Annotated in this window: 10 protein-coding genes and 6 tRNA genes; 1 reads left to right on the top strand and 15 read right to left on the bottom strand. The window is 56.6% G+C overall.

What is annotated here, in order from left to right:
• Positions 1 to 32 precede the first annotated feature (32 nt).
• The 8 genes from selA to E0L13_RS11340 all read right to left on the bottom strand — a co-directional run bounded on the left by selA (position 33) and on the right by E0L13_RS11340 (position 9463).
• Positions 33 to 1436: an L-seryl-tRNA(Sec) selenium transferase gene (gene selA, locus E0L13_RS11375; RefSeq protein ID WP_168062501.1), complete on the bottom strand. Its 1404-nt coding sequence runs from the start codon at positions 1434 to 1436 to the stop codon at positions 33 to 35.
• Between the two features lie 4 nt (positions 1437 to 1440).
• Positions 1441 to 3354 carry a selenocysteine-specific translation elongation factor gene (gene selB, locus E0L13_RS11370; protein WP_168062499.1) on the bottom strand — a complete coding sequence of 638 codons (1914 nt, stop codon included), beginning with the start codon at positions 3352 to 3354 and terminating at the stop codon, positions 1441 to 1443.
• Positions 3355 to 3624, bottom strand: coding sequence for a DUF3343 domain-containing protein (locus E0L13_RS11365; RefSeq protein ID WP_168062497.1), 270 nt, complete (start codon positions 3622 to 3624; stop codon positions 3355 to 3357). It abuts the gene before it with no gap.
• 8 nt (positions 3625 to 3632) lie between these two features.
• Positions 3633 to 4223, bottom strand: a complete 591-nt coding sequence (gene yedF, locus E0L13_RS11360; RefSeq protein WP_168062495.1) for a sulfurtransferase-like selenium metabolism protein YedF — start codon at positions 4221 to 4223, stop codon at positions 3633 to 3635.
• Positions 4224 to 4275: 52 nt separating this feature from the next.
• Entirely contained in the window at positions 4276 to 5424 is a 1149-nt protein-coding gene (locus tag E0L13_RS11355) for an aminotransferase class V-fold PLP-dependent enzyme (protein WP_168062493.1), read from the bottom strand.
• A gap of 96 nt (positions 5425 to 5520) precedes the next feature.
• Positions 5521 to 6813 (bottom strand): adenylosuccinate lyase, encoded by a 1293-nt coding sequence (gene purB / locus E0L13_RS11350; protein ID WP_095629692.1) that lies wholly within the window; start codon positions 6811 to 6813, stop codon positions 5521 to 5523.
• A gap of 176 nt (positions 6814 to 6989) precedes the next feature.
• Positions 6990 to 8027 (bottom strand): selenide, water dikinase SelD, encoded by a 1038-nt coding sequence (gene selD / locus E0L13_RS11345; RefSeq protein WP_168062491.1) that lies wholly within the window; start codon positions 8025 to 8027, stop codon positions 6990 to 6992.
• 47 nt (positions 8028 to 8074) lie between these two features.
• Positions 8075 to 9463 carry an NAD(P)/FAD-dependent oxidoreductase gene (locus tag E0L13_RS11340; RefSeq protein ID WP_168062489.1) on the bottom strand — a complete coding sequence of 463 codons (1389 nt, stop codon included), beginning with the start codon at positions 9461 to 9463 and terminating at the stop codon, positions 8075 to 8077.
• A 182-nt stretch (positions 9464 to 9645) separates the two neighbouring features.
• Between E0L13_RS11340 and E0L13_RS11335 the strand changes: the two genes are divergently transcribed.
• Complete coding sequence (locus E0L13_RS11335; protein ID WP_168062487.1) at positions 9646 to 10086, top strand: hypothetical protein; 441 nt, start codon at positions 9646 to 9648, stop codon at positions 10084 to 10086.
• 159 nt (positions 10087 to 10245) lie between these two features.
• On the opposite strand, the gene pta is transcribed toward E0L13_RS11335, so the two are convergent.
• The 7 genes from pta to E0L13_RS11300 all read right to left on the bottom strand — a co-directional run bounded on the left by pta (position 10246) and on the right by E0L13_RS11300 (position 12177).
• Positions 10246 to 11289, bottom strand: coding sequence for a phosphate acetyltransferase (gene pta, locus E0L13_RS11330; RefSeq protein WP_168062485.1), 1044 nt, complete (start codon positions 11287 to 11289; stop codon positions 10246 to 10248).
• A gap of 377 nt (positions 11290 to 11666) precedes the next feature.
• A tRNA-Val gene (locus E0L13_RS11325) sits at positions 11667 to 11742 on the bottom strand.
• 6 nt (positions 11743 to 11748) lie between these two features.
• Positions 11749 to 11824 (bottom strand) — tRNA-Glu (locus E0L13_RS11320).
• 16 nt (positions 11825 to 11840) lie between these two features.
• Positions 11841 to 11916, bottom strand: a tRNA-Lys gene (locus E0L13_RS11315).
• 7 nt (positions 11917 to 11923) lie between these two features.
• A tRNA-Gln gene (locus E0L13_RS11310) sits at positions 11924 to 11997 on the bottom strand.
• A gap of 4 nt (positions 11998 to 12001) precedes the next feature.
• Positions 12002 to 12077, bottom strand: a tRNA-Asn gene (locus E0L13_RS11305).
• Positions 12078 to 12102: 25 nt separating this feature from the next.
• Positions 12103 to 12177: transfer RNA gene (locus E0L13_RS11300), tRNA-Gly, on the bottom strand.
• Positions 12178 to 12535 lie beyond the last annotated feature (358 nt).

The raw sequence follows: 12535 nt of genomic DNA, 5'->3' as shown, positions 1-12535 counted from the left end.
GACCCGTAGTCGCGGTCTTCGCTGTTTTTACGTTATCCTTCGGCTACGGCCTTGGCAATTTCCGTGCAGATCAGGGGAAATTCGTCGTCCCGCAGCGTCCGTACGGACAGGTACAGCCGGTCTTGCTGCACTCTGGCGACGACGGGGACTTCGGCATGGCGCAGGCGGCGTTCTAATTCTGCCGCCGTCAGGCCTTCTGACGCGACGGCGGCGGCGTACCCCGGCAGCGTATATTCCGGATAGGAACCGCCGCCGACCATGTCGCGGACCGGCACGGTCTGCACCTGTAGGGCCGCGTCAGTAGTCCGCAGCATTTGGGCCAGCACATCGGCTCGCCGCAGGCATTCTTTCTGGGTCCGCGCCAGCATCTGCAGCGCAGGGATAGACCGTATCGCCAGGTCTTCGTCCCGGTACAGCTGCAGCGTCGCCTCCAAGGCGGCCAGGGTCATCTTATCGACCCGCAGGGCCCGCAGCAGCTGGTGCTGTTTCATCGGCTCGATATACTCGGCCTTGCCGACGATAATGCCGGCCTGCGGCCCGCCGAGGAGTTTGTCGCCGCTGAACATGACGACGTCGCAGCCTTGCTTTAGGACTTCCTTTACAGTCGGTTCATAGGGCAGGCCGAAGCGGCGCATGTCGATGAATAACCCGCTGCCCAGGTCGTTGATGAGGGGCAAACCGTTGGCGTGGGCCAGCTCGGCCAGTTCCTGGGCGGGCACACTTTCAGAAAAGCCTATGATGCGGTAATTGCTCGTATGGACTTTCATAATCGCGCCGGTACCTTCGCCGACGGCCCGGCTGTAGTCTGACAGGTGAGTCTTATTGGTCGTCCCGACTTCCCGTATCGTACCGCCGCTGGCTGCGATGACGTCGGGAATGCGGAACAGGCCGCCGATTTCTACGAGCTCGCCCCTAGAAATCACGACTTCCTTCCCCTGCGTCATCGACGTCAGGGCCAGCAATACGGCGGCGGCGTTGTTATTGACGACGAGGACGTCTTCCGCTCCGGTCAGCTCTTTGAGCAGCGACTGCAGGTGGGCATAGCGGGAGCCGCGGCGCCCTTCGTCCAGATCGTATTCCAAGTTCGAGTACGACGCGGCGATTTCGCCTACGTGCCGTCCAATCTCCTCGCTCAGTACAGACCGGCCCAAATTCGTGTGAAGAATCGTCCCCGTGGCGTTGACGACTGTTTTCAGGCGCAGGGATTTCTGCCGGCGGAAATAGGCCAGTACCATGCCGTCCAGCTCGTCCTCTGCCGGTACGTCGCGGCGGCGTTCGGCCAAAATGTCCCGGCGCAGTCCGGCCAATACGTCCTGTACAGCTTGTTTTATCAGGCTGCGGGACAGGTTTTGTTCCCATTCGGCCAGCGCCGGACGCTGCAGCAGTACGTCTACCTTGGGAAGCTGCCGCAGCAGCTGTCTTGTATCTTGTTTCATTGCCTCACCTGCTTTCTATACAATCTGCGCCGTCGCCGAGGACTCGCCCTCCTTCGGCGCGCCGCGTCACGTGCTGTTCATCCATGTAATCCAGTAATTGAAGGGCCCCTTTGCGCCCGATACCTAAGAGATCGCGGAAGGCAGCCAGCTCAATGGGCCCCTTTTCCCGCACGTAGCGGCAGAGGCGGCGCACGGCATCGTCATAGGCCTGGCGCGCTACGGCGTACTCCGGCGATAAGACCACAGCCGTCTTCCCCCGCATGGCTTCCAGCACAGCCCGGCCATCCGGCCAGGGAGCGCTCAAGTCGCTGATCTTTACAGGCGTATAACCCGACTGGATTAAGGCCGCCGTCATGGCATCACGAGCCTTTTTCTGCTCCGGCGTAAATACGACGCGGAACCGGCTGGCCGCTGCGACAGAGGCCTCTATGCGGCAGCTCCCGTCCCCTTCCATGAGGCGCAGGATCTCGCCGGCTTCTTTTTCCGACAAGGAACCGCCCAAGCGGGAGCGGAATTCGCCGAGGGGCATGCCCGGACGCAGGGGATATTCTTTGTGATAGGCCAGCAGGAACTGCACAGCACGGCCTTTAAGCTTTTGATACGCCTCCCGATGGATATAGCCGGCTGCCGTCTCGTACAGAACGCCTTCTTCCGAAAGGCGGGCCGCAGCAGCGTCCAGTACGGCGGCATCTGCTCCCAAGGCGGCCTGCACGTCGGCCTGACGGGCAAAGGATTTCGCCTTGTGGAGCAGGTAATCGCAGAGCCCTTCGTCGAGGCTGCCGCTGTCCTTCGCTTTTAAGCTCTCCAGCACGGCTTCCTTAAAGCGGCGGTGCTTGCGGGGATTGGCGTCCAGTACTTCGCCGCCGCCTAGGGTGTGCATCGGGGAAAAGGTCCGCAGGATAAATCGATCCCTTGCCTTGACGACGATTTCATCCCCTTCCAGCCGCAGCTGCACAAAGCCTTCCTGTCCGGGAAGAATCGACTCCACGCCCAGGGGGACGGCCCGAACCATGACTTCCTGCGTCCCGACGAGGAGGCGCAGGCGGTCCCACATCTGAATCGGACAGCCCGCTCGCTTCAAGCAGGAAACCTTGGCGTCGATCATTCTCGTCGGCGTCAAATCGCCGGAAGCGCACAGTACACCGCCGCGGCAAACTTCATCAGTCCCTATATTGGCTAGGTTGAGCGCCGTCCGCTGGCCCGCCTCGGCCTGTCCGACGTTTTGCTCATGAACCTGTATATTCCGGACCCGCACGGCCCGCTTCTCCGGATATAAAAACAGCTCGTCGCCGACGGACACGGCGCCGTCCAGCAGCGTCCCCGTCACGACGGTGCCGAAGCCTTTTACGGAAAAGGCGCGGTCGATATTCAGCCGGGCCGCGCCGTTGGAGCCACGTTCCGCCAGCCCTTCCGTCATCGCCTGTATCTTGGCGACGAGGGCCGAAAGGCCCCGGCCCGTAAGGGCGTCCGTTTCGACGATGTCAGTGTTGGCAGCTGCCGTATCGGCCAGCTTGGCGCGAATATCCTCCTTGACCAGCTCCAGCATATCTTCGTCGACCGTATCGGCCTTCGTAATGACGACGAGATACTTCTCGATTCCCAGGAGCGTCAAGATATCCATATGCTCGACCGTCTGTGGCATGACGCCTTCATTGGCATCTACGACCAGCAGCACCATGCCCAGTCCGGGAAGGCCGGCGACCATGTTCTTGATAAATCGCTCGTGGCCGGGAACGTCGACGATGCCGGCGCGCGTGCCGTCGGGCAAATCCAAATAGGCGAAGCCCAGGTTAATCGTCAAGCCCCGCCGCTTTTCTTCCTTCGTCGTATCCGTATCGATACCTGTCAGGGCCTTTACCAGGGTCGTCTTGCCATGGTCTACGTGGCCGGCCGTCCCGATGACGATATGTCTTGCCATTTACGCACCGCCTCCCGGTTTTTCATAAGACACCTTCAATCCGTCCCGCACGGCATGATACAAGCTCTCGCAGGAAAGGCCGCATTGCGCCAGCATCGCCGTCAGCGCCGCTTCCTCCTCCAGGTCGTAGCGCAGGGAAAACCCGCAGCTGGCGTAAATTTTTCCCGGCGTCGGCACGATGCGGGCCTTGAGCTGACGCCGCTTGGCTTCCGCCTCGGCCTGCATCGCGTCCTTCGTATTGTAAAACAAAGCGATGCCATACGTTTCCATAGGCCCTCCTACGGCTTGACAATACGGTCGGCCGTCCGCATCAATTCGACGATGCGGTACATATTCGTGATTTCGCCGACAGCGACTTTATCCGTCAGCCCGTAGAAATTGAGGCAGGCGCCGCAGGCGTAAATCGGCACGCCCATCTGCGCCAGCTTCTGCAGATCTTCCAGCGATTCCGAGCCTTCCGTTACCAGGGGCACGCCGCCGTTGTAAAAGACGACGCACTGAGGCAGGACGTCCTGCTCCGTCAGGGTATACAGGAAGGTCTTGAGCAGGCTTTTGCCGAAGGCCTCGTCGCCGACGCCCATGTACGGCGAATTGACGACGACGATATACGAATCGGCGGCCTTCGCCGTTTCGGCTGCCGGAGACGAGACCGCCGCCTGCCCGTTCTTGGCAAGGACGACGACGTAGCGCTCCGGCGCTTCTTCCGTCAGCGTATACGTGCAGCCCAGCTGATCGGCCAGGCGCTTTAAGTTTTCCGTCGCGATTTTATTATCGACAATCGTTTCCACTACGTCGTGTTCCTTCAGGGCTTTATGGGTTTGAATTACGGGAAGGGGGCAGGCCTTGCCCGTCATATCGATTTTAAACATGTTTCCATTCCTCCTTATACGATACGTTCTATTTCATCATTCTCCGCCGGCCTCACGTCTCCATGGCGGCAATATCCTGCAGGGCCCGTACGGCCGCCGCGACGCCGTCTTCCGTCGTAAACCGGGAAAAGGAAAAGCGCACGGCGCCGCGCTGTTCCGTATGGAGCTGCTCGTGCATGAGCGGGGCGCAGTGAAATCCGGACCGCGTTGCCATGCCGTATTGATCCCACAAGATATCGCTGACCAGAGCCGAATCGGCGTCGCCGACATTCAGGGCGTATACGCCGACGCGAGGGCCGGAAAAGTCGCCGTACAGCATGACGTTCGGCAGCTCCCGAATCCCTTCCGTAAAGATGCGTCCCAGACGATCCTGATGGCGGACTGCCGCCTCTAAGCCTTCGTCAAGCAGCACCTGCACGCCTGCAGCCAGGCCGGCAATCCCGGCGACGTTGGCCGTCCCTGCTTCGAAGACGCCCGGAATATCCCTCGGCTGTTCGTGGTCAAAGGAATGGACGCCGTCGCCGCCCGTAATATACGGCCACACCTCCGCGTCCTTTCGGATGCAGACGCCGCCCGTTCCTCCCGGCCCATAGAGCGATTTATGGCCTGTAAAGCACAGGGCTGTGACGACGCCGTCAGACAGGTCGATAGGATAGGCCCCGGCCGATTGGGACGCATCGACGACGAGCATCAGGGAATGGTTCCGGCAGAAGGCCCTGACGCGTTCCAAGTCCATGACGTTGCCCGTCACGTTCGATGCATGGTTGCACACGACGGCCTTCGTCGACGGCCGCAGCTTCTGTTCCAGTTCATCGTACCGCAGGGCCCCCGTGCCGGCTTCCGAGCCGATAAAATCGACGGCCGTTCCCTGCTGCTCCAGCTGATACAGGGGCCGCAGGACGGCGTTGTGTTCCCATGTCGTCGTCAGGACGTGATCACCCGCTCCGAGCAGCCCTTTCAGCACCATGTTGAGAGCCGCCGTGGAATTATGCGTAAAGGCCACGTCGTACGCCTCGCCGGCATGAAACAGCGTCTTAATCAATTCCTTCGCCTGCAGCACTAACCCGTAGGCTCGCAGCGAATAGGCGTGGGCGCCCCGGGAAGGATTGCCCAGCAGGCCGCCGCTGAGGGCGTCGTACACGGCCTGGGCCACGGCCTGCGGCTTCTGCGCCGTCGTCGCGGCGTTGTCAAAGTAATACATGTCCATCGCTCCTTTCCGCAGAACTCCTAACCGATTTCATTTGTTAAAAAAAGGCAGCTCGCAACGGAGCTGCCTTTTATCTTGCCTGTAGGCGAATTAGAGGCCAAAGCGGGCAAAAATCGTATCGACATGGCTGAGCATCTTATGAACGTCGAAGCAGGCTTCGATGTCTTCATTGCTCATGAATTTAGCAATATCTTCGTCTTTTTTGAGGTTTTCCAGGAAATCTTCCCCTTCGAGCCAGCGCTTCATGGCGTTGCGCTGTACCCAGCGGTAAGCCTGTTCGCGGACTGCGCCCTTTTCGACGAGGGTGTTGAGAAGGATGGGGCTGTAGATAAGGCCGCCCGTCAGGTTCAGGTCCTGCATCATCTTTTCCGGATATACGATGAGGCGGTCGACGACGCGCGTAAAGGTCTGGAGCATGTAGTCGAGGGCAATGGTGCTGTCCGGCAGAATAACCCGTTCGACCGACGAATGGGAAATATCCCGTTCATGCCAGAGCGCTACGTCTTCCAGCGCCGCCTGGGCGTTGCCGCGGATGACGCGGGCCAGGCCGCACATGCGTTCACACGTAATAGGATTGCGTTTATGCGGCATGATGGACGAGCCCTTCTGTTTGGGGCTGAAATATTCTTCCGCTTCGCGGACTTCCGTGCGCTGGAGGTGGCGGATTTCCGTAGCGAATTTATCGATGGAGCTGGCAATGACGGCCAGTGTCGTCACGAATTCTGCATGGCGGTCGCGCTGCAGCGTCTGGGACGAAATCGGCGACGCAGCGATACCCAAATGTTCGCAGACGTATTTTTCTACGAAGGGGTCGACGTCGGCGTAGGTACCGACAGCGCCGGAAATCTTGCCGACGGCGATCGTTTCCTTTGCCCGTTTCATGCGTTCGATGTTGCGTTCCGTTTCAGCCAGCCAGTTGCAGAGCTTGAGGCCGAAGGTCGTCGCTTCGGCATGGATGCCGTGGGTACGACCGATGCAGGGCGTATATTTGAATTCAACGGCGCGGCGGCGCAGAACGTCGCGGAAATCTTCCAGATCCTTGATGAGGATATCCGAAGCCTGCTTGAGCATATAGCCCATGGCCGTATCCTTTACGTCTGTCGACGTCAGGCCCAGGTGAACATATTTGCCGGCTTCGCCGATGTTTTCCGAAAGGGTGGAAACAAAGGCGGCAATATCATGATGTGTTTCCGCTTCGATTTCATGGATGCGTTCGACAGAAAACTTCGCTTTTTCGCGAATTTCCTTGGCCGCTTCCTTCGGCACGTTGCCGAGCTCAGCCTGGGCTTCGCTGGCCAGGATTTCTACCTGTTTCAGCGTATCCCATTCGTTGAATTCTGTCCAAATCTGACCCATTTCCGGTTTCGTATAGCGTTCAATCACGTTGAATCTCTCCTTTTTAGTTCATGAGTACGGTTGTAAAAAACTCACCAGTGCTATTATACACTATTTACCATACCAAAGGTAGGGCAAAGTGCGCATTTCATCGGCAAAGAGCCCTTATTTTAGGGAAAAACCGCCGCAGGAGCCCCTATCTCCTGCAGCGGTTCTCTTATTCCTTATTCAATGATGAGCGCGCCGTCTTCGCGCTGCGCCGCATAGCCTACGATTTCCGCGCAGGGAATGGCCGACTGCAATTCCTGCAGCAAGGCCATGCAGTCCCGTTCCGAAACGGCGATGAGCAATCCTCCCGACGTCTGCGGATCGTACAGGACGTCCATCATAGCCCGGCCGATGTCACCCCTGACGATGACCTGCCCGTCCGTATAAGCCCGGTTGCGGTAGGCGCCGGCGGGAATAAAGCCCATGTCAGCCATCTCGCAGGCTTCACCGTAATAGGGAACGCTTCCCGCCATGACGTGCAGCGTAAGGCCGCTTCCCCGGGCCATTTCAAAAGCGTGGCCCAAAAAGCCGAAGCCCGTCACGTCGGTGCAGCCGCCGACGTCGTAGCGGACCATGATATCCCTAGCCGCCTTGTTGAGCTGGGCCATTTGATCGTACAGCTTGCGCAGCAGTCCGTCCTCCACCATATCTCCCTGGGCTGCCGTCATGAGGATGCCTACGCCTAAGGGCTTGGTCAAAATCAAGACGTCGCCTTCGCGGGCCGACGAATTGCGCAGGAGCTTCTGCGGATGGACGAAGCCCGTCACGGACAGGCCGTATTTGGGCTCCTTGTCTTCTATAGTATGGCCGCCTGTAATGAGGACGCCCGCTTCATAAGCCTTGTCATAGCCGCCCTGCAGGATCGCCCGGACGGCCTCCTTTCCCATCTGCGAATTGATGCACATGACGTTCATAGCCAGCTTCGGCTCGCCGCCCATGGCGTACACGTCGCTCAGGGCGTTGGCCGCTGCAATTTGTCCAAATAAGAACGGGTCGTCGACGATGGGCGGAAAGAAATCGACAGTCTGCACCAAGGCCAGCTCCTCGCTGACGACGTATACCGACGCGTCGTCGCTTTTATCATAGCCGACAATCAGCCGTTCGTCATATCTTGTTGGAATACCTTCCAACAGCTGCGCCAGTTCCCCGGCACCAATCTTAGCGCCTCACCCCGAGCAGGACGCCATTTGGGTCAATTTCACCATTTCATCCATAGCCGGCACCTCCCTTCTGCAGCATCTGTATCCATGCAGGATACGGCTTACCGGCCTTCCCGTGCCAGGATTTCCTTGCCGACAGTCACGCCGGCTGCCGAGGCCTGCACCAGCCCCCGCGTAATGCCGGCTCCGTCGCCGATGGCAAAGAAATTGGGAATCTTCGTTTCCAATTTGTGATTCAGTTCCAGCCGGTTGGAATAAAATTTAACTTCTACGCCGTACAGCAGCGTATGGCGCGAATTGGCACCGGGAGCCACCTTGTCCAGCGCTTCGAGCATTTCCTTGATGTCCTGCAGGTGGCGGTACGGCAGGACAAGGGACAAGTCGCCCGGCGTCGCGTCAGGCATCGTCGGCCGCACGAGGCCCCGCAGAATACGCTCCGGCGTCGAGCGGCGGCCGTCGAGAAGATCTCCCAGCCGCTGAACGATGACGCCGCCGCCAAGGATATTGGCCAAATTGGCGATGTACTTGCCGTACTTGATCGGCTCGTGGAAGGGCTCGGTGAACTTCTTCGACACAAGGATGGCAAAGTTCGTGTTTTCGCTGCGCTTGTGGGCGTAGCTGTGGCCGTTGACCGTCAAGAGGCCGTCGTTGTTTTCTTCTACGACGAAGCCGTAGGGATTCATGCAGAAGGTACGAATCCTATCGTCAAAGGACTTACTGAAATAGATAAGCTTCGATTCGTACACTATGTCGGTAATCGTCTCTAAAATTTCCGCCGGCATTTCTACGCGCACGCCGATATCGACGGCGTTGGACGTCAGCTTGAGGCCCAGCTTGTCTACCTCGCCGACAAACCATTCCGAACCTTCCCGGCCCGGCGCGCAGACCAGGTAGCGGCAGGCGTACAGCTGGTCTTTTATGACGACGCCCCGTACCTGACCGTCTTCCACGACAATATGGTCTACGGCCGTATCGGCCATGATGTCGATCTTGCCGTCGAGGAAATCGCGCATATTCGTCAGTATCTGAGCGTTTACATCCGTACCGAGGTGGCGTATCCGCGCCGGAATAAGCCGCAAATCGGCCGCCGCGGCCTTTCGCTGCATCTGGCGGATACACTCCTTATGTTCGTCGCCGTATACCTTGCGGTCTGCGCCGCCGAAGCGGCAGTATACGTCGTCGACATAGGCTATTTTTTCCATGAGCTCGGCCTTCGACATGTAATCGTCCAAATTGCCGCCGTATTCCGTCGTCAGCGTCAATTTGCCGTCGCTGAAGGCGCCGGCGCCGCCCCAGCCGCACACGACATTGCGGACCTTATCCTTAGGCAGGGCGTTCTTATTGCGGCTCGTCGCAATGCGCTCGCGAATGTCCTGCCCCTTTTCCACGATGAGAATGCTCAGGCCCGTATCAGCCAGCTCCAGAGCCGTAAAAATACCGGCCGGCCCAGCCCCGATAATGATGACGTCATAGGTTTTTACAGCGTTCATCGTCTATCTCTCCTTTCGCCGCGGCCTGCTGCCGCGCAGTCGGGATATCTGCGCTTGTATATCAACTATCCTCATTTAACATATCATGGGGCAAGAGCCCTGTCAATATAAGGCAGCCCTGCTCTTCCCGGCAGGTTGTGCTATAATAAGGACATTACTATATAAGCAAGGAGAGATTTCATATGGCACAAAAACGAAAAGACCGCCGGCAGCAGGCTGCTGACGACCCGAAAGAAGAGCTTCGGCTGCAGGAATACATCTTTCTCTGGACCTTTCTGCTCATGGTCCTCCTATTAGTTTCTTTATATCTTCAAATCAGTCCGATCGTCCCGGCAGCGGCAGGCGTCGTCCTCGTCGTTTCTACCATCGCCCTGTACATCAAATACCGAGAGTTTTACGCCGTCCGCGACAGAGGCCAGCGCACCTGGTGCTCCGTCCTGTCGATGTACGCCAGTCTGCTCCTCACGCTGGGATGCGCCTACTACTACTCGCAGCACGAAACGCTGACCGACGAATACGCCCTCGTGTTCCTCTTCGGCTTTCTGTTCTTTACGTATATGGCCTATCGCACGCTGAGCCGTTCCATGGTCGTCGGCAACAAGCGAGTCCGCGTAAAACGCTGACAGAAAATGGAAAAGAAGAGCCGGCCGAAGTCGGTTATGCAAAAAGGCCCTCTGCGGGAAGCTAAAAAATAACGAAATATAAGGATATAAAAAACAGCGCACACGATATCGTATGCGCTGTTTTACGCACGCCGCTATAGACGGCGCAGTCTGTCGCTCTTAGCCTTCGAAGGGATGAGCGGCCTGTTTTTTCATGATATCTGCCGTAATTGCATCGGAGCAGCAAACGGCAACAACGTCTACGACGTCTTCCGTCGAGCAGCCACGGGACAAGTCGAGGATCGGTTTTGCCAAGCCCTGAACCAAGGGGCCGAGAGCCGTTGCGTTGGCAAAACGCTGAACCATCTTGTAACCGATGTTAGCAGCATCGAGGTTCGGGAAAATGAGAACGTTGGCATGACCGGCAACCTTGGAGCCCGGAGCCTTGCGTTCGCCAACTTCCGGTACCAAAGCGGCGTCAGCCTGCATTTCACCGTCGAAGTCGAATTCTACGCCGCGGTCTTTCAAGATCTGTACAGCCTGACGAACTTTGTCGACGGAATCGCCGCTGCCGCTGCCCATGGTGGAGTAGGACAAGAAAGCAACGCGAGGTCTTAACATCTGTACGGTTCTTTCAGCACGTTCCACGCAGATGCAGGCGATGTCAGCCAGCTGTTCTGCTGTCGGATAGGGAATAACACCGCAGTCGCCCAGTACGAGGATGCCGTTATCGCCGTACTGCGGCGTATTGGTCAGCAAAATGAAGGCACTGGATACGGTCTTGTTGCCCGGACGAGGACCTACGACCTGAAGGCCGGCACGAATAACGTCAGCAGACGTCGTAACGGCACCGGATACAACACCGTCAGCATCGCCGAGAGCTACGAGGCCAGCAGCGAAGAAGGTATAGTTGTTAACCATAATTTCGTAAGCTTTTTCCGGCGTCATGCCTTTCTTTTCGCGGCGTTTTGCAAAATATGCGCACAATTCATCCATGCGGTAATACGTTGCCGGGTCGATAACTTCGACGCCCGTAAGGTCAATCTGGTATTTAGCAGCATCTTTTTTGATTTGTTCCAGTTTGCCTACGAGGACAATTCTGGCAAAGCCTTCGGCCAAAACACGTTCGGCAGCTTTCAGTACTCGGGGGCTGCTCGTTTCCGGAAGAACAATCTTCTTCTGCGCTTTCGCAACACGGGCTTTCAAATCTTCAGTAAATCGCATGAGGGAACCACTCCTTAAATAAATCTTAAAAATGAATGTTTGACAGCTTTATTATAATACAAAATGGAGTCGAATCAAATACGTTTCGCCTGCTTATTGCAATAATACGAACAATTCGGCATGAAAGTTAATCATTTTATAATATACTATTATGCATTTATGCTATCATACATGAGTTTATGTGCTATCTTAAAGACCAGCAGCAGAATGAAAGGATGTATTGCTCCCGACTGGAGAAGATGAGAATTCGCTGAAGAAAGAATATCCCCATATACAAAAGGAAGCGACGACAGCCATTCGGTACGCAGCGTCTTTTCCAATACACGTCATACATGCAAAAAAAGACATACACCGAAGTGTATGTCTTGTAAAAAAATTGGTGGGCGATAACAGGATCGAACTGCTGACATCCTGCTTGTAAGGCAGGCGCTCTCCCAGCTGAGCTAATCGCCCGGATAGTGGTGACCCCTACGGGATTCGAACCCATGTTCTCGCCGTGAAAGGGCGGTGTCTTAAACCACTTGACCAAGGGGCCATGCTAGAGTAAATGATGGTGATCCACCCGAGATTCGAACTCGGGACACCCTGATTAAAAGTCAGGTGCTCTACCGACTGAGCTAGTGGATCATAAATTTGGCAGGGGTAGCTGGATTCGAACCAACGATGACGGAGTCAGAGTCCGTAGCCTTACCGCTTGGCGATACCCCTGTATTGGCTCCTCAAGTAGGACTCGAACCTACGACAAATCGGTTAACAGCCGATTGCTCTACCGACTGAGCTATTGAGGAATAGCTTCCTCTCAAAGAGGAAATATGGAGCGGAAAACGAGGCTCGAACTCGCGACCCCCACCTTGGCAAGGTGGTGCTCTACCACTGAGCTACTTCCGCATGACGACGAAATTTATTTTAGCACTTTCGTCAGTGCTTGTCAACACATTTTTTGAAAGTTTTTTTAAGAACTTCGATGAAGTTCTCTCGAACCCTCCCTGTGTCGGCCCGTTCATCAGAACGCTTAATCATAATATCATGCCTCCTGTAATCTGTCAATAGATTTTTTCACTTTTTTTGCAAGCAGTGCAGAATAGCCCCGGCAGAGCTGCAGCAGCACTGCCGGGACATTCTGCATATCATTATTATAAGATTATAAGGAGGCGTATATCAGCCTTCAACGCAGGCAATGCCGCGCTGCAGAGCTTCCAGATTCATCGGAACGAGCTTTGCTTTCTTGCCCGTGAACATTTCATGG

Origin of the sequence: Megasphaera sp. SW808 (assembly GCF_012027795.1) — a bacterium.
In the GTDB taxonomy this organism is placed as follows: Bacteria; Bacillota; Negativicutes; order Veillonellales; family Megasphaeraceae; genus Megasphaera; species Megasphaera stantonii.
Note: the sequence above shows the minus strand (reverse complement) of the source record. Positions and strands in the feature narration are given on the sequence as shown.

What these genes read in the sequence shown, in the direction of transcription:
- E0L13_RS11365 (WP_168062497.1), bottom strand. Translation starts at nt 3,624, where the DNA reads ATGGAAACGTATGGCATCGCTTTGTTTTACAATACGAAGGACGCGATG.
- yedF (WP_168062495.1), bottom strand. Translation starts at nt 4,223, where the DNA reads ATGTTTAAAATCGATATGACGGGCAAGGCCTGCCCCCTTCCCGTAATT.
- E0L13_RS11335 (WP_168062487.1), top strand. Translation starts at nt 9,646, where the DNA reads ATGGCACAAAAACGAAAAGACCGCCGGCAGCAGGCTGCTGACGACCCG.
- selA (WP_168062501.1), bottom strand. Translation starts at nt 1,436, where the DNA reads ATGAAACAAGATACAAGACAGCTGCTGCGGCAGCTTCCCAAGGTAGAC.
- E0L13_RS11340 (WP_168062489.1), bottom strand. Translation starts at nt 9,463, where the DNA reads ATGAACGCTGTAAAAACCTATGACGTCATCATTATCGGGGCTGGGCCG.
- E0L13_RS11355 (WP_168062493.1), bottom strand. Translation starts at nt 5,424, where the DNA reads ATGTATTACTTTGACAACGCCGCGACGACGGCGCAGAAGCCGCAGGCC.
- pta (WP_168062485.1), bottom strand. Translation starts at nt 11,289, where the DNA reads ATGCGATTTACTGAAGATTTGAAAGCCCGTGTTGCGAAAGCGCAGAAG.
- selB (WP_168062499.1), bottom strand. Translation starts at nt 3,354, where the DNA reads ATGGCAAGACATATCGTCATCGGGACGGCCGGCCACGTAGACCATGGC.